This window comes from Rhodococcus erythropolis R138 (genome assembly GCF_000696675.2).
Taxonomy (GTDB): domain Bacteria; phylum Actinomycetota; class Actinomycetes; order Mycobacteriales; family Mycobacteriaceae; genus Rhodococcus_F; species Rhodococcus_F erythropolis.
Genome location: NZ_CP007255.1, coordinates 423,442 through 440,122, shown reverse-complemented (window position 1 = coordinate 440,122; position 16,681 = coordinate 423,442). Strand labels below are relative to the sequence as shown.

Below are 16,681 nucleotides of genomic sequence, written 5' to 3'. Positions count from 1 at the left end.
CTCTGAAGGGTCTCTGCCGTAACCCGGCGGAGGCCCTTCAGGTCGTTCAGGGCTCATTGGTTGTCGGTCAGATGGTCGGAGCGTCGCCGAGCAAGCGGTACTCGAGCCACAACTCCGCACGTTCCGTGGGGGAGCCGAGGTCCAGTTGGAGAAGACTCTCGATCCGAGCGAGTCTGCTGCGCAACGTATGCCGATGAATATTCAGCGCTGTGGCTGCGGCGTCGCCCACGCCGTTGTGTGCCAACCACATGGCCAAGGTTCGGTAGAGATCGCTACCGCCCTTCGCTTCCAGAAGCGGGCGCAAGTGTGCCGCCGCGAATGCCGTCGAGCGATCCTGATCGAGAAACGCGGACAATCCGCTCTCCGAGAGTTCGGCGAACCGCATCGAAGGCAGGTTGCGGGCGCCGGCCTCGGCTGCTGCCTGCGCGGCTTGGCGTCTGGCGCGCGAGAGATCGTCCCACCACAGCATGTCCGACACGCCGACGGTTACGTCGATTTCGTTGACACGGGCGAGGATTCGCCCGCTGTCGGTAGCCGAGACGACGGCGATCAACGCTCCGTCGGTGATGCCGAACGCCAGATCGCGGCTGAGACCGTCGAGCAGTGAGACGGACACGCTCTCGAGCAGGCCACTCGGGCCCGCTACGTGGAAGACCTGGAAAGGTTCGACCGGAAATCCTCCCCACAGTTCCCCGGAGATGTTGCGGGCGAGCGCATTCTGTCCTTCGAACAGCTGATGCATCGCCACGGTACGCAAGTGGTTCATCGTCAACTGCGCATCTCGGGTTCGAGCCGTCATCAACGTGAGCAGAGACGCGGCGGCGATGACGATGCCCTGATTCAGAGAGCCGACGGCGCCGGGGCAGCCGGCGACGAGATACCCCATCAGCTTTCCCCTCGACGTCATCAATGGGTGCGAGATGACGTCCTCGTTCTCACTCGTGAGGAAACTGACTTCCATCGGGCGGGCGTCGCGCTCGGGAGCCGTTCGCTCGATTCCTGCGGCAGCAGCGGTGTGTGAGATCTCGACGGTATGGCCGGCCGAGTCCAGCAGGGCCGCCCATCCGCCGATCAATTCCGCCACCCGTCGTACGACTGCCCGGGTGCCGTTGACCGTCACTGCAGCTTGAAGTAGTCGCCGAAGGCTCTGGTAGTTGCTGCGCAGCGCTTTCATGTCGTCGTCGGATTGCGCCTTCGACACCGCTTTGGTCAGGGCGATGAAAGGTGTTCGCAATGGGACGTCGAGTAGGGGCACACTGAAACGGGTGGCCGCATCCACCAGAGTCTGCGGCGCCTGCTCGTATCCGAGGCCGGTTCCGAAACCGATTCCGGCAATTCCGGCCGCCACCAGGGTCCGTACGAATCGCGTTGTTTCCGCGGCCGTCGTCGGTAGCGACACCCCGGTGATGAGTAGTAGTTCGCCGCCGTCGAGGAAGGGCGTCGGGTCGGGAAGTTCGGAGACATGTGCCCAGGTCAGGGTGCGATCGAGCTGGTCGTGCCCAGCCAGGACGCGAAGGCCGAACTGTTCGGTCGCACAAAGCTGGCGGAGCGTGATGGGCATGGGTCCAGTCTGACACCTCGAACTCGCCACTTTGTAGTGCCTGCGGTCACGTTTGTACAAAGTGGAGCCTGACGCGAGCTTGCCGAAGGTCCGACACTGGCGCTATCGAAAATGCGCTCCAGAAGAGCGTCACCGAGATCCACGTCCCGAACAGCCCACAAGGAGTACTGATGTCCAGTACAGACCAGCCGGCACTTCAGCACACGCTGAAGAAGCGGCATCTGTCGATGATTGCGATCGCGGGCGTCATCGGCGCCGGACTGTTCGTCGGCTCCGGTGTGGCGATCCAGGAGACGGGACCGGGTGTCCTGGTTTCCTACGCGTTGGCCGGCGTAGTCGTCATCCTCGTGATGCGCATGCTCGGCGAGATGTCGGCAGCGTCGCCGGAAACCGGCTCGTTCTCGTCGTACGCCGACAAGGCCATCGGCCGCTGGGCGGGCTTCTCGATCGGCTGGCTGTACGCGTGGTTCTGGATCATCGTGCTGGGCATCGAGGCCACCGCCGGTGCCCTCATCATGAATCGTTGGGTTCCCGGCGTTCCCCAGTGGACCTGGGCTCTGATTCTGATGATCGTGCTGACGCTGACCAACATCATCTCGGTCAAGTCGTTCGGCGAGTTCGAGTTCTGGTTCGCTTCCATCAAGGTCGTCGCCATCATCGCGTTCCTCGGCATGGGCATCGTGGCGATCTGCGGATGGATGCCCGGCGTCGAAGCACCGGGAATGACCAACCTGACCGGTCACGGCGGTTTCCTGCCGAACGGAACAGGAGCCATGCTCGCCGCAGTCCTTGTGGTCGTGTTCTCGTTCTTCGGCGCCGAAATCGCCACCATCGCCGCCGGTGAATCGGCCAACCCGCTCGAAGCTGTTCGCGCTGCCGTCAAGTCCGTCGTCTGGCGAATTCTCATCTTCTACATCGGCTCGATCGCGGTGGTCGTCACCCTGCTTCCCTGGGACAGCGCATCGGTCGCGCTCAGCCCGTACGTCGCCGTCATGGACTCCTACGGCATTCCGGCCGCGGGCAACATCATGGACGTCGTCGTCCTCACGTCGGTTCTGTCCTGCCTCAACTCCGGTCTCTACACCGCGAGCCGCATGATCTTCTCTCTCGCCGGCCGCGGCGACGCCCCCAAGTCGCTCTCACGTATCGAGAAGACCGGCGTCCCGATGCGCGCTGTCCTGGTCTCGACGATCGTCGGCTTCCTGACCGTCGGCATGAACTACCTCTCCCCGGACAAGGTCTTCCTGTTCCTGGTCAACTCCTCCGGTGCGATCGCACTGTTCGTCTGGCTCGTCATCTCGGTGTCCCAGCTGCGCACCCGCCGCAAGCTCGAAGCTTCCGGCCAGGAGCTGGAACTCAAGATGTGGTTCTTCCCGTACCTGACCTACGCGACGATCGCCGCCATCATCGCGCTCTGCATCGGCATGCTCACCCTGGACTCGACGCGCAGCCAGATGATCGTGTCCCTGGGGCTCGCAGCGATCCTCGTGGGCATCGGGCTCTACCGATACCGGAACCACAAAGAGACCGAGGACGCCGAAGGCGCCGACGCCGAGGTTGTACCCGTGTCCGAGAGCGCTCCCACACCCTGACACCAACGTCCCCATCTGCGAGATACTTAGATGTCCTAGTATCGGCCACGGACAGAGAAATCGACGTGAGCACAGCAGATGGGGACAATCATGACCACACCCGAACCGATCGTCATCGTCGACGGGGCCAGGACCCCCGTCGGTAGCTTCGGCGGCGTCTTCAAGGACGTACCCGCACACGAGCTGGGTGCCGCAGCAGCCAAGGCCGCGCTGAGCCGCGCCGGCGTTGCACCCGAAGACATCGACGAGGTCGTCATGGGCTGCATCGGCCAGGTCGGCCCCGACGCCTACAACGCACGCCGCGTGGGCATCGCCGCTGGACTGCCCGAGAACGTTCCCGCCTACACCGTCAACCGCCTCTGTGGCAGCGGCCTGCAGGCCGTGTGGTCGGCGGCGATGCAGATGCGCTGGGGCGCAGCTGCCATCACCCTCGCCGGCGGCGACGAGAGCATGTCCCGCATGCCGTTCTACGACTTCGCCGCCCGCTCGGGCTACAAGCTCGGCGATCGCAGCCTCGTCGACGGCACCGTCGCCATGCTCACCGACCCGTTCAGCAAGGCTCATATGGGCCGCACCGCCGAAGCCGTCGCCCGCAAGTACGGCGTCAGCCGCGAGCAGCAGGACGAGTTCGCCGTGGAATCTCAGCGCCGCGCTGCTACCGACGCAGCCAAGGCAGCATTCGCCGAGGAGATCACTCCCGTCGAGACCGGTGGTCGGCGCTCCGTCACCGTCACCGAAGACGAGCACCCCAAGCCCGGAACCACTGTCGAAACCCTCGCCAAGCTGCGCCCCGCATTCGAAGAGGGCGGATCCGTCACCGCCGGTAACGCGTCGGGCATCAACGACGGCGCCGGCGCACTCGTCCTCGCTACAGGAACCGAGGCAGCCAAGCGCGGCCTCACCGGACTGGTCACGCTCGAAACCGTCACGACGGCAGCCATGGAGCCCGGCCTGATGGGCTACGCTCCCGTGCTCGCTCTCGAAAAGCTTTTTGCGCAAACAGGATTGAAGCCGTCCGACATCGGCACCGCCGAGGTCAACGAGGCCTTTGCTTCGCAGGCCATCGCCGTCATCCGTGACAGTGGCCTGGATCCGGAGAAGACCAACCCGTACGGCGGAGCAATCGCCCTCGGCCACCCGGTCGGCGCCACCGGAGCCATCCTGACCCTGCGCGCCGCCCGCGACATGGTCCGTCGCGACCTCGAATTCGGCATCGTCACCATGTGCATCGGCGGCGGTCAGGCACTCGCTGCCCTGCTGAAGCGGGTCTGATCATGGCGACCAAGCGCAAGCCGTCGTGGCATGACGACGAGATCACCGCAGTAGCCGAACTGGCCCGTGGTTTCTTCGATCGTGAACTGATCGCCAAGCGTGAGCAGTGGGACGCTCAGCATCGCGTCGACCGGTCCGTGTGGCTCGAAGCCGGCAAGCTCGGCCTGCTGTGCTGCTCGATTCCCGAGGAATACGGCGGGGGCGGTGGAACTTTCGCGCACGATCTTGCAGTCTTCGAGGCGCAGGGCTACTGCGGGGACTATGCACTCGGGAACTCCGTGCACAGTGGCATCGTCGCCCACTACGTGCTCGAGTACGGAAGCGAAGAGCAGAAGAAGGCCTGGCTGCCAGGTATGGCGACGGGCGAGATCCTCGGCGCCATCGGAATGACCGAGCCGGGAACAGGTTCCGACCTCAAGGCCATCACCACGTCCGCGACCCGCGACGGTGACCACTACGTCGTGAACGGGTCGAAGACCTTCATCACCAACGGTGGCAGCGCAGACATGATCGTGCTTGCCGTCAAGACCGATCCCAAGGCGGGCGCCAAGGGTGTCTCGCTCCTGATCGTGGATCTGCGTGACTGCGAAGGCTTTGCGGTCGGCCGCGTCCTCGACAAAGTCGGTCAGCACGGCGCCGATACGTCGGAGCTGTCCTTCACCGATGTTCGCGTTCCCGTCTCGAACCTCCTCGGCGAGTCCGAGGGGCTCGGTTTCGGTCAGTTGATGGCGCAGCTGGTGCAGGAGCGTCTCATCATCGGCGCGCAGGCCATCGGCACCATCGAGCGTGCCGTCGAGGAGACCGTCGCGTACACCAAGGCGCGTCAAGCGTTCGGGCACAGCCTCTTCGAGTTCCAGAACACCGCCTTCGAGCTGGCCGAGTGCCAGACGATCGCGCGCACCTGCCGTGTCTTCCTCGACAACTGCATCGAGGATCACCTCAACGGCGAGCTGGACGGCGCAGACGCCGCGATGGTCAAGTACTGGCTCACCGAACAGCAGTGCGCCGTCGTCGACCGGTGCGTGCAGCTCTACGGCGGATACGGCTACATGCGTGAATACCCGATCGCGCGCATGTACGAGGACTCCCGCGTCCAGAAGATCTACGCCGGCGCCAACGAAGTGATGAAGGGCATCATCGCGAAGAGTCTTTGATCACCGGCGTCGAAAACCATTGACACCGACCAGGCACCCACCGAGCATTTCGGTGGGTGCCTTTGTGTGTGCCTACAAGCGGGATCGAGCTGTTCGGAAGGCAATCACTGATGAGCTTCACCATCGACGTCGGATCGGCGCGCGTCACCCAACTGACGGAGTTGGCGCACTGGCCGTTCCCGCCGCGAGAGCTTTTTCCGCACGCGGGTGATGCGGAGATCGAGGACGCGTCGGCGCGGCTGACACCGGAGTTCTTCGACGCGGGTAGCGGTGACCTCGTACTTGCCATCCACACCTACCTGGTGGAGATCGGCGGCAAGGCCATCGTCGTCGACACCGGCAACGGGAACAGCAAGCACCGGCCGAACCTCCTGCCGCACCACATGTTCGGTACCGACTACCTCTCGCGCTTCGCCGACACCGGCGTCGACGTGGACGACGTCGATCTGGTGGTCAGCACACATCTGCACCCCGATCATTGTGGTTGGAACACCAACCTCGAGGCCGAAACCTGGCGGCCCACCTTTCCCCGCGCGACCTACATTTTCGACCGCACCGAACTGGCCGCGCTCGAAAAACTCGCCGCCGACGGTCCACACGAAGGAGTGGTCTCGGATCTGGCGCAGACCTTCGAGGACAGCGTCCGTCCCGTTCTGGACGGGGCGAAGTGGGAGGCGGTCGACGACGGCCACGTTCTGGCCGAGTCCGAAGGCACACGCGTCGTCGTGCGCAGCGCGCCCGGCCACACGCCGGGCCACGTCGTGATCGAGATCCGCACTGCCGACGGCGGCGCCGTCATCTCCGGCGACGTGATCCACCATCCGATCCAGTTTCTGTACCCGGACCTCAGCCAGGGCGGCGACGCCGATCCCGAGATCGCCAGGGTCACCCGCCGCGAACTTCTCGAACGCTGCGCGTCGGAGGGACTGCTTCTACTTCCCGCACACTTCCCCGTCGACGAACCGATCACCATCGAATTCGATTCGAGCGGTGCACCGAGTGCTTCCGGTCTGATCGGTCTTGCAACGTCCTGACTTGCGGCATCGTCCCTGGTGACGCATCCAACCCTCGGCGTCCGAACAGGTCCGATACCCTGGTTCATCGTGACCGCTGCAAATTCAGAGACCGCCCGTGCCCAGTACGACCTGATCGTCGTCGGTTCGGGATTCTTCGGGCTGACCATCGCCGAGCGTGCCGCTACCCAGCTGGGTAAGCGTGTGCTGGTGTTGGACCGCCGTCACCACCTGGGGGGGAACGCATACTCGGAGGCTGAGCCGGAGACCGGCATCGAGGTCCACAAGTACGGTGCCCACCTGTTCCACACCTCCAACAAGAAGGTCTGGGACTACGTCACCCAGTTCACGGAGTTCACGAACTACCAGCACCGCGTCTTCGCGCTGCACAAGGGACAGGCGTACCAGTTCCCGATGGGCCTCGGCCTCGTGTCGCAGTTCTTCGGTCGGTACTTCACTCCCGAAGAGGCACGGGCCCTCATCGCCGAGCAGTCCAGCGAGATCGATTCGAAGGATGCCTCCAACCTCGAAGAGAAGGCGATCTCCCTGATCGGACGCCCGCTCTACGAAGCATTTGTGCGTGACTACACGGCAAAGCAGTGGCAGACCGACCCCACCGAGCTGCCCGCGGCGAACATCAGCCGCCTGCCGGTCCGCTACAACTTCGACAACCGCTACTTCAACGACACGTACGAGGGCCTGCCCGTCGACGGCTACACGGCGTGGCTCGAGAACATGGCAAAGGATCCGAAGATCGAGGTCCGCCTCGACACCGATTACTTCGACGTTCGCGACGAACTGCGCACCGCGAGCCCCGACGCACCCGTCATCTACACGGGCCCGCTCGACCGCTACTTCGACTACTCCGAAGGTGCACTCGGATGGCGCACCCTCGATTTCGAGACCGAGGTTTTGCCCACCGGAGACTTCCAGGGCACACCGGTCATGAACTACAACGATGCGGACGTGCCGTTCACCCGCATCCACGAGTTCCGTCACTTCCACCCCGAGCGCGAGTACCCGACCGACAAGACCGTCATCATGCGTGAGTTCTCACGTGCCGCGGAGGCGAAGGACGAGCCGTACTACCCGATCAACACGCCCGAGGATCGCGAGAAGCTCTCCGCGTACCGCTCCCGCGCCAAGAAGGAGACCGCGGAGAACAAGGTCCTCTTCGGCGGGCGTCTCGGCACCTACCAGTACCTGGACATGCACATGGCGATCGCCAGCGCACTGACGATGTTCGAGAACACCCTGCGCCCGCATCTCGAAACGGGTGCGGAATTGGCAGGGGAGAGCGAATGAACGCACGTCATCTACTCGAAGGCGAAGAAGTCGTCACCGGCGACGAGGTGACCTACCTCGGCAAGTCCCTGCTCTCCCGGATCATCCTTCCCCGCGCCGGCGAACCTCTCGACGTCCGCACGCTGTACTTGGAGGAAGCTTCGACCAACAGTCGTCGGGCTCACTCCACCTCGCGGACGTCCGTCGCGCTCGGCGCCGAGACCGAGGTCTCGTTCGCCACGTACTTCAACGCGTTCCCCGCCAGCTACTGGCGCCGCTGGTCCATTCTGAAATCTGTGGTCCTTCGACTCGAACTGTCCGGACACGGCCGCGTGGATGTCTACCGTTCCAAGGCGGACTCTTCGCGAATTCACGTGGAAGGCAAGGAATTTGCCGACGGCGATGCCGCGGTCGAGTTCGAGGTGGAACTGGCGCCGTTCGAGGACGGTGGCTGGATCTGGTTCGACATCACCACCGATACGGCCGTCGTCGTCGAGAGCGGCGGCTGGTACGCGCCCGTCGAGGCGCCCGGCGAAGCGACTGTTGCCGTTGGTATTCCGACGTTCAATCGCCCGACCGACGCTGTCAAGGCGCTGGCTGCATTGTCCTCGGATCCTCTGGTGTCCGACGTGATCAAGGCCGTCATCATGCCGGACCAGGGCACCCGCAAGGTGCGTGACGAGCCCGGGTTCGCCGAAGCTGCTGCAGCACTTGGTGATCGGCTCGCCATTCACGATCAGGGCAACCTCGGCGGCTCCGGTGGATACAGCCGAATCATGTACGAGGCACTCAAGACCACGCAGTGCCAGCACATCCTGTTCATGGACGACGACATCGAGATCGAACCCGACTCGATCCTTCGCGCGCTTGCTTTCTCGCGCTTCGCGAAGTCGCCGATGCTGGTGGGTGGGCAGATGCTCAACCTGCAGGAACGCAGCCACCTTCATGTGATGGGTGAAGTGGTCAACCGCGGGATCTTCATGTGGTCTGCGGCGCCGAACGTCGAATACGACCACGACTTCTCCAAGAATTCGCTGCGAGATTCGAAACTGCTGCACCGTCGCATCGACGTCGACTTCAACGGCTGGTGGATGTGCATGATCCCGCGCCAGGTCGCGGAAGAGCTCAAGCAGCCGCTGCCACTGTTCATCAAGTGGGACGACTGCGAATACGGTTTGCGCGCAAAGGAAGCCGGATACCCGACCGTCACGCTGCCCGGTGCCGCGATCTGGCACATGGCGTGGAGCGACAAGGACGACGCCATCGACTGGCAGGCGTACTTCCACCTCCGAAACCGTCTGGTGGTGGCCGCGCTCCATATGCCGGGCAACGGCCGCGGCCTTGTCGTCAACACGGTGAAGGCGACTCTCAAGCACCTGCTGTGCCTCGAGTACTCCACCGTTGCGATCCAGAACAAGGCCATCGCGGACTTCCTTGCCGGACCGGAACACGTCGCGAACATGCTGCCCACCGCACTCGGTGAGGTCCATGCCCAGCGCAAGGAGTACCCCGACGCCGTCGTGGTGCCCTCGGCAACCGCACTACCGCTGCCCTCCGGCGCCGAGGTCGGGGACGTCAGCGCGCCGACCAACCCCGTCGCCAAGATCGTCCGCGTCGGCAAGGCCGTGGTACACAACCTCAAGCCTGCGCACCCTGAGCATCACGAGCGTCCTCAGCTCAACGTGCCGACCATCGACGCCAGGTGGTACCTGCTCTCGCAGGTCGACGGCGTCACCGTCACCACCGCCGACGGCCGCGGCGTCGTCTACCGCAAGCGCAACCCCAAGCAGGCACTCGAACTGCTCAAGGAAGCCATGCGTTTGCGCCGCGAACTCGCCGCGCGTTTCCCTGAACTCAAGAAGCAGTACCAGGACGCCGTTCCTTCACTGACCAGCACGGAAAGGTGGGAACGTGTCTTCGGCATCTCCTGAAGTACAGATTCTGGCCGGAATTCAATCGACCGTCGGGCAGCTGCCGGGAGCCGTCAAGGTCGCCCGCGGTATGTCTCACTTCGGTGAGCACTCCCTCGGGTGGATCGCGATCGCTGCCGTCGGAGCTGCTGTGGACAAGCCGCGTCGACGTGAGTGGGCCGGAGCAGCCGTCGGCGCATTCGGTGCACACGCCGCCTCCGTGGTGATCAAACGAGTCGTCAGGCGCAAGCGACCTTCCGACCCTTCGGTGCAGGTCAACGTCTCGACACCGAGCAAGCTCAGCTTCCCGTCGTCACACGCGACGTCGACGACGGCGGCGGCTGTGCTGATCGGTCGACTCACCGGGCTACCCTTACCGGCGTTGCTGGTGCCCCCGATGATGCTCTCGCGTCTGGTCCTGGGAGTTCACTACCCGACCGACGTACTCGCCGGAGCGGCACTGGGAGCCGCATCCGCGGCGGTAGTTCGCCGGGTCGAAGAAGCCAGAGCCGAACAGAAATGTGGAGATAAATGAGCGAGGAACCGGCTACGGTCAGCGGACCCCCGAAGTCCCTGCCCGCCGGCATCGTCAAGGCGCTTCGCCCACGTCAGTGGGTCAAGAACGTCCTTGTGCTGGCAGCGCCCATCGCGGCCGGAACCGCCACCGAAGCCGACGTGCTCCTGCCCGTCGCGCTGGCGTTCGTCGTGTTCTGCATGGCGGCATCGGGCATCTACCTCGTCAACGACGCGATGGATGTCGAAGCCGACCGTGCTCACCCCACGAAGCGATTCCGTCCCATCGCGGCCGGAGTTCTACCCGTCAACATCGCCTACGGCATGGCAGTCGTGCTGCTTGCCGGTGCGATCGGGCTGTCCTTCCTGGCCAACTGGCAACTCGCCGTGGTCATGGGCGTGTACATCGTCATCCAGCTCGCCTACTGCTTCGGTCTCAAGCATCAGGCCGTCATCGACATCTGCATCGTCTCGTCCGGCTTCCTGCTTCGAGCGATCGCCGGTGGCGTTGCCGCCGAGATCGATCTCTCGCAGTGGTTCCTGCTGATGATGGCGTTCGGCTCACTCTTCATGGCGGCAGGCAAGCGCTACGCCGAACTGCAGTTGGCCGAGAAGACCGGCGCGAAGATCCGTAAGTCCCTCGAGAGCTACACGATGACGTACCTGCGTTTCGTGTGGACGATGGCAGCGACGACGCTGGTCCTCTGCTACGGACTGTGGGCGTTCCAACAGGACGCCATCAAGGGCACCAACTGGTATGCCATCTCGATGGTGCCTTTCACCATCGCGGTGCTGCGATACGCGGTGGACGTCGACGGCGGCGAAGCCGGAGAGCCTGAGGAGATCGCGCTCGGTGACCGGGTGCTGCAACTCCTCGCGATTGCGTGGATCGGAGTAGTGGGTGTCGCTGTCTACCTCGTCTGAGCCACGCACCGAGGCCGACCCGCACGTCGACACTGCGGCGAATCGCACCACCCTCAGTCGAGGAGTTTTTCTCGGCGGGGTGGTGCTTGCTGCTGCCCTCATGTTCTGGGGGGCGTGGGAGCGTCGCTGGATCGCCGACGACGGACTCATCGTCTTGCGAACCGTCCGCAACCTGCTCGCGGGGAACGGCCCGGTCTTCAATGCGGGGGAGCGTGTCGAGGCGAACACGAGTACCGCGTGGACATACATCGTCTACGCGTTCAGTTGGCTCACGCAGATCCGCCTCGAATACGTCGTTCTGACGATCGCGCTCGTACTCTCGACTGCTGCCGTCGTGCTGGCGATGCTCGGCACCGGTCGTCTGTACCGAGGCGTTCGGCCGTCGGCGGGCGGAACGATCCTGCTGGTACCGGCAGGTGTTCTCGTCTACATCGCGGTTCCGCCTGCGCGAGATTTCGCCACTTCCGGGCTCGAGACTTGCTTGGTGATCTTCTGGATCGCGCTCCTGTGGCTACTGCTCGTTCGGTGGGCGCAGGCGTCGACGCCGTCCACGGCGTCGATCCTGACTCTCTCGTTCGTGGCAGGCCTCGGACCATTGGTTCGACCCGAGATGGCAATTCCCGGTGCTGCCGCGTTGATGATGATCGTTCTCTCCGCAGGCCTGACCTGGAAGATTCGCGCACTGATCGTGGTAGTCGCCGGACTTGTGCCGGTGGGCTATCAGATCTGGCGAATGGGCTATTACGCCCTGCCGTACCCGAACACCGCGGTGTCGAAGGACGCCGGTGGCGCGAAGTGGGCGCAGGGTTTTGCGTACCTGTGGAACCTCGTCGGGCCGTACCTGCTCTGGCTGCCGCTGCTGTTCCTGCTCATCGGCGCGCTGCTGCTCGTGTGGCGAAGCCGAGCGGACGCACCTGCTACCGCCACCGATCAACCCGCACGCTCGCTGTGGCAGCGCTTTCAGCAGTTTCTGCGCACGCCGCGGGCCGTCGTCACGTTCATCCTCGGCAGTGGGCTGATCCTCGGGATCTATTCGCTACGCGTCGGCGGCGACTTCATGCACGGCCGCGTCCTGTTGCCGGTGTTGTTCTGCCTGCTCATCCCGGTCGCGGTTATTCCGTTGCGGGTTCCGGCGCGGGCAGCGTTCGGAAGTAACCGCGACACCGCGATCTTCGGAGTCTCGGCGGTGCTGTGGATCGGCACGATCATCTGGGCCTTCTTCGCTGCAAACACGACGGGCATGCCGGAAGGCTCCGTGGTGGGTCGCTCGGGAATCGTCGACGAGCGTGCGTTCTATGCACTCAACACCGGTCACAAGCACCCGATTCTTGCCGAGGACTACCTCGACTATCCGCGAATGCGTGCCATGGTGGAGACCATCGCGCGGACTCCGGAGGGTGGGCTGCTGTTGCCGTCGGCGAGTTACGACTCCTGGTTCGTCGTCCCACCGCCAGGGCCGCTCGAGGAGCCTGCCGAGCACGTCGTCTTCTTCCTCAACCTCGGAATGACGAGCATGAACGTGGGCCTCGACGTTCGGGTGCTCGATCAGATGGGGCTGGCGTACCCCCTGGCAGCACACACCGAGCGCCTCGAAGACGGCCGGATCGGGCACGACAAGAACCTTTACCCGGACTGGGTGGTCGCGGATACCGGAATGATCGACGTTCGCCCGTGGCTGCCGTTCTTCCTCGACGAGGACTGGGTTGCCGACGCGAAGCTGGCGATCACGTGCCCGGAAACGCAGGAGCTGCTCACGTCGTATCGCTCCGAGCTGACCTGGGCCAGATTCAAACAGAACTTCCAGCAGGCTTTCGACTTCGCGAAGTACCGATTCGACCGGGTTCCGGCCTACGAATTGGAACGTTGCGGGCTCGTTCCGCCGGAGCCACCCAAGTGATGTGATCAGCATCACCGACGGTTGAAGGTTTGAATATTTCGATTCAGTAACACCGAATCGATTGGCCACGATGTACTCGAAGACGATTCACCTAACCTGAATCACTCCCTGCGGGTGATGACGGCGTCGCCCGCGGACTGAGACGTAACGGTCTGTCTATTTGTCACAGCTGAACCTGTGACATAAAGTCCAGCGAGCGCAGTGTGACTTGGAAGAGGTCCGCTGCCGACCCGAACTTGTTCGGGCTGGCAGAAAAGCCTGTTCCCCGACGGAATCCGCCGGAGCCACTCCACCGAGTGAGTGCCGCAGACGAAGAGAGAGAGCAGTATCCATGCGTTTTGCCAGAAAGAGGCTGACCCAGCGCCTCAAGCACCGAGCGTTGGCCATCGGTGCCGCAGCACTTGTGCTACCCCTTGCTGCAGGAGTTGCCGGTAGTGCTGTCGCCTCTGCTGCGCCCGCGCACACTGCTCCCAGCCACACCGCCCCCTCCGGCGGATACGACGAGCTGTGGGTGCCCTCCTCGATGGGCAACATCAAGGTCCAGGTCCAGTGGGCCGCACGCGGCGGAAACGCTGCCCTCTACCTCCTCGACGGCCTGCGTGCGCGCAACGACGCCAACGCGTGGAGCTTCGAGACCAACGCGATGGACCAGTACCGCAACGACAACATCACCCTCGTGATGCCCGTCGGCGGCGAGTCCAGCTTCTACAGCGACTGGTATGCACCGTCGAACTTCAACGGTCAGCAGATCACGTACAAGTGGGAAACGTTCCTCACGCAGGAACTCCCCAACTTCCTCGCGAACTACGGCGTCTCGCCGAACAACAACGCGGTTCTCGGTCTCTCGATGGGTGGCAGCGCTGCTCTGACGCTGGCTGCTTACCACCGTGACCAGTTCAAGTTCGCCGGCTCGCTGTCGGGCTACCTGAACATCTCGGCTCCCGGCATGCGCGAGGCAATCCGCGTCGCAATGCTCGATGCCGGTCGCTTCAACGTCGACTCCATGTGGGGACCGCCGTGGAGCCCGTCCTGGCTGCGCAACGACCCGTTCGTCTTCGCACCGCGTCTGCAGGGCCTGTCGATGTACATCTCGTCGGCAAGCGGCCTGCCCGGTGAATACGACCACCCGCGCGCACCGATCGATTACTACAACACGGCTAACGGCATGGGCCTCGAAGCTCTCGCCCTGGTCAACACCCGTGCATTCCAGATCCGCATGAACTCGCTGGGTATCCCGGCCACCTACAGCTTCCCGTCCAACGGCACGCACTCGTGGCCGTACTGGTCGGCAGAGCTGTGGAAGGCTCGCGGCCAGATCCTCGACACCATGAACGCTTGGTGATCGTGCGCCATCCCGTGACCTAGTCACTTCACCAGTGCCGTTCCGGACTCCCTCCAAGGGAAACCGGGACGGCACTTGTGTATTCAGGCGCTGCACGATCGCCTGAGGTCAGTAACAATTGCACCACCAGTAACAGCGCGGCTACCCCAAGCGGGGATCGTTTGCGTGTAGAAATAGTTTCAACGGGGGTCTGGCTGCTCAGGCGGCTACACGATCGACGCGCGGACCGAACGTAAGGAAAGAGAGTGAGCTCATGCGAGTAGGCCTTGCCACGGAGGACCGTCGCCGGTCCCGGGCAACCTTCCGGACAAAGGTCGTCGGCGCACTGGCAGCGATGCTGGTACTGCCGATCGCCGCGGGCTTGACGACGGCCGGAACCGCGGCAGCCGCGCCGGCACCTGCTCAGGCCGCACCGGCCGTGACCCAGAACCCCACCGGCGCAGCGGTCACGAAGGTCGACTGGCTCAGTGAGCGTCGTGTCGCGCTGTGGGTGAACTCTCCCGCGATGGGCACCCCGATTCAGGTGCAGATCCTCTTGGCTCGCGATTGGAACGTCAATCCGTCGGCCAGCTTCCCCTCGGTCTGGATGCTCGACGGTCTCCGCGCGACCGACAACGAGAACGCCTGGACCTACGAAACCGACGCCGAGTCCTTCTACGCGGACAAGAACGTCAACGTCATTCTTCCCGTCGGCGGGCAGTCCAGCTTCTACTCCGACTGGCTCGAGCCCGACAACGGCAAGAACTACCAGTGGGAGACGTTCCTGACCAAGGAACTGCCCCCGATCCTCGAAAAGGACTGGCGGACCACGCAGACGCGCGGAGTAGTCGGACTGTCGATGGGCGGAACGTCCGCGATGTTCCTCACGGCGCGAAACCCCGGCTTCTTCAAGTTCGCGGCTTCGCTGTCCGGCATCCTCACCACCACCTCGCTCGGCATGCCTCAGGCAATCCAGTTCGCGATGACCGACGCCGGTGGATACAACTCCGCCGCGATGTGGGGACCGCCGTCCAACGCACAGTGGGCTGCACACGATCCGTATGCGCTCGCCGAGAAGCTCAAGGGCGTCAGCCTGTACGTCTCGAGTGGTAGCGGTACGACCGGCCCGTACGACCAGCCGTCGGGAATTCCCGGCGTCAGCACCAACTACGCAGGTATGGGCCTCGAGATCCTCGCTCGCCTGACCTCGCAGACCTTCGCGACCAAGCTCAACCAGCTCGGCATCCCCGCGCAGGTCAATTACCGCCCGTCCGGAACCCACTCGTGGCCGTACTGGCAGTTCGAGCTTCATCAGCTGTGGCCGCAGTTGGCCAACGCCATCGGCGTCGAGGTCGAGAAGCCGGCTTGCGGCACTTCGGGTGAGATCGGTGCGACGGCCGCAGCCAACGGTTGGATCGGCGACTGCATCACCCCCGAGTACAGCGTCGCGGGTGGCCTGGCACAGGACTTCCGCAACGGTCGCATCTACTTCACCAGTGGAACGGGCGCCCAGCCTGTCGCCGGTCGTATCGCCGGCGCGTACATGAACACCGGAGCAGCGGCCGGCCCGCTCGGCTTCCCGCGCACTCCGGAACTCGGTACCCCCGACGGACGCGGACGCTTCAACCACTTCCAGAACGGCTCCATCTACTGGACCCCGCAGACCGGCGCTCACCCCGTCAGCGGCGACATCCTCGCCGAGTGGTCCGCACAGGGATGGGAAGGTGGCCCGCTCGGCTACCCGACCGCCGACGAGATCGCGACGCCCGGCAAGCCGGGCAAGGTTCAGGGATTCGAGATCGGCGCGATGTACAGCAGCGCCAACGGAACTCACGCGGTTCTCGGAATGATCATGGGCAAGTACGGCGAACTCGGTTGGGAAAACGGCTGGCTCGGATTCCCGAAGTCGAACGAGGTTCCGATCAAGGACAACGGACGCTTCACCGAGTTCGAGGGCGGCAACATCTACTGGAGCCCCGGCACCGGTGCATGGTCCGTCGAGAACGGCCCGCTCTTCGACGGCTGGAAGAGCGTCGGATACGAAGGCGGCCGCCTCGGATTCCCGATCAGTGACAAATTCGACATTCCCGGTGGTGTCCAGCAGAACTTCCAGTTCGGCTACATCACGGTGATCGGTGACAAGACAGAAGTTCACTAACTCACAGTGGTGCACGACGGGCGGGCCCGATCACGGATCGGTGCCCGCCCGCGTGCGTTGCGTAACCTGTTGATGGACTTTC

At 63.9% G+C, this 16,681-nt stretch carries 12 protein-coding genes; 11 read left to right on the top strand and 1 reads right to left on the bottom strand.

The window, feature by feature from the left end; translation table 11 throughout:
* Positions 1–67: 67 nt before the first annotated feature.
* On the bottom strand, positions 68–1,561 hold the full coding sequence (locus tag H351_RS02000; RefSeq protein ID WP_019746400.1) for a PucR family transcriptional regulator: 1,494 nt from the start codon (positions 1,559–1,561) through the stop codon (positions 68–70).
* A gap of 170 nt (positions 1,562–1,731) precedes the next feature.
* On the opposite strand from H351_RS02000, the gene H351_RS01995 reads away from it, so the two are divergent.
* The 11 genes from H351_RS01995 to H351_RS01945 all read left to right on the top strand — a co-directional run bounded on the left by H351_RS01995 (position 1,732) and on the right by H351_RS01945 (position 16,599).
* Positions 1,732–3,153: an amino acid permease gene (locus tag H351_RS01995; RefSeq protein WP_019746401.1), complete on the top strand. Its 1,422-nt coding sequence runs from the start codon at positions 1,732–1,734 to the stop codon at positions 3,151–3,153.
* A gap of 90 nt (positions 3,154–3,243) precedes the next feature.
* On the top strand, positions 3,244–4,425 hold the full coding sequence (locus tag H351_RS01990) for a thiolase family protein (RefSeq protein ID WP_007731825.1): 1,182 nt from the start codon (positions 3,244–3,246) through the stop codon (positions 4,423–4,425).
* A 2-nt stretch (positions 4,426–4,427) separates the two neighbouring features.
* Positions 4,428–5,579: an acyl-CoA dehydrogenase family protein gene (locus tag H351_RS01985; protein WP_029254205.1), complete on the top strand. Its 1,152-nt coding sequence runs from the start codon at positions 4,428–4,430 to the stop codon at positions 5,577–5,579.
* 110 nt (positions 5,580–5,689) lie between these two features.
* Positions 5,690–6,613 (top strand): MBL fold metallo-hydrolase, encoded by a 924-nt coding sequence (locus H351_RS01980; protein WP_029254206.1) that lies wholly within the window; start codon positions 5,690–5,692, stop codon positions 6,611–6,613.
* A gap of 69 nt (positions 6,614–6,682) precedes the next feature.
* On the top strand, positions 6,683–7,897 hold the full coding sequence (glf, locus tag H351_RS01975; RefSeq protein WP_007731822.1) for a UDP-galactopyranose mutase: 1,215 nt from the start codon (positions 6,683–6,685) through the stop codon (positions 7,895–7,897).
* A complete protein-coding gene (locus H351_RS01970) occupies positions 7,894–9,807 on the top strand; it encodes a glycosyltransferase (RefSeq protein WP_029254207.1) in 1,914 nt (637 codons plus the stop codon). The genes glf and H351_RS01970 overlap by 4 nt, the downstream gene beginning before the upstream one ends.
* The gene (locus tag H351_RS01965) at positions 9,788–10,321 is read left to right on the top strand and encodes a phosphatase PAP2 family protein (RefSeq protein WP_003943893.1); all 534 of its coding nucleotides are present in this window, start codon (positions 9,788–9,790) and stop codon (positions 10,319–10,321) included. Before H351_RS01970 ends, H351_RS01965 begins: the two co-directional genes overlap by 20 nt.
* Positions 10,318–11,223, top strand: a complete 906-nt coding sequence (locus tag H351_RS01960; RefSeq protein ID WP_003943808.1) for a decaprenyl-phosphate phosphoribosyltransferase — start codon at positions 10,318–10,320, stop codon at positions 11,221–11,223. The genes H351_RS01965 and H351_RS01960 overlap by 4 nt, the downstream gene beginning before the upstream one ends.
* Positions 11,201–13,120, top strand: a complete 1,920-nt coding sequence (locus H351_RS01955; RefSeq protein WP_029254208.1) for an arabinofuranosyltransferase AftB family protein — start codon at positions 11,201–11,203, stop codon at positions 13,118–13,120. The genes H351_RS01960 and H351_RS01955 overlap by 23 nt, the downstream gene beginning before the upstream one ends.
* Positions 13,121–13,451: 331 nt before the next feature.
* Complete coding sequence (locus H351_RS01950) at positions 13,452–14,462, top strand: alpha/beta hydrolase (protein WP_020905770.1); 1,011 nt, start codon at positions 13,452–13,454, stop codon at positions 14,460–14,462.
* A 253-nt stretch (positions 14,463–14,715) separates the two neighbouring features.
* Positions 14,716–16,599: an alpha/beta hydrolase-fold protein gene (locus H351_RS01945; protein ID WP_020905771.1), complete on the top strand. Its 1,884-nt coding sequence runs from the start codon at positions 14,716–14,718 to the stop codon at positions 16,597–16,599.
* Positions 16,600–16,681: the final 82 nt, after the last annotated feature.

What these genes read in the sequence shown, in the direction of transcription:
- H351_RS02000 (WP_019746400.1), bottom strand. Translation starts at nt 1,561, where the DNA reads ATGCCCATCACGCTCCGCCAGCTTTGTGCGACCGAACAGTTCGGCCTT.
- H351_RS01995 (WP_019746401.1), top strand. Translation starts at nt 1,732, where the DNA reads ATGTCCAGTACAGACCAGCCGGCACTTCAGCACACGCTGAAGAAGCGG.
- H351_RS01990 (WP_007731825.1), top strand. Translation starts at nt 3,244, where the DNA reads ATGACCACACCCGAACCGATCGTCATCGTCGACGGGGCCAGGACCCCC.
- H351_RS01985 (WP_029254205.1), top strand. Translation starts at nt 4,428, where the DNA reads ATGGCGACCAAGCGCAAGCCGTCGTGGCATGACGACGAGATCACCGCA.
- H351_RS01980 (WP_029254206.1), top strand. Translation starts at nt 5,690, where the DNA reads ATGAGCTTCACCATCGACGTCGGATCGGCGCGCGTCACCCAACTGACG.
- H351_RS01970 (WP_029254207.1), top strand. Translation starts at nt 7,894, where the DNA reads ATGAACGCACGTCATCTACTCGAAGGCGAAGAAGTCGTCACCGGCGAC.
- H351_RS01960 (WP_003943808.1), top strand. Translation starts at nt 10,318, where the DNA reads ATGAGCGAGGAACCGGCTACGGTCAGCGGACCCCCGAAGTCCCTGCCC.
- H351_RS01950 (WP_020905770.1), top strand. Translation starts at nt 13,452, where the DNA reads ATGCGTTTTGCCAGAAAGAGGCTGACCCAGCGCCTCAAGCACCGAGCG.
- H351_RS01945 (WP_020905771.1), top strand. Translation starts at nt 14,716, where the DNA reads ATGCGAGTAGGCCTTGCCACGGAGGACCGTCGCCGGTCCCGGGCAACC.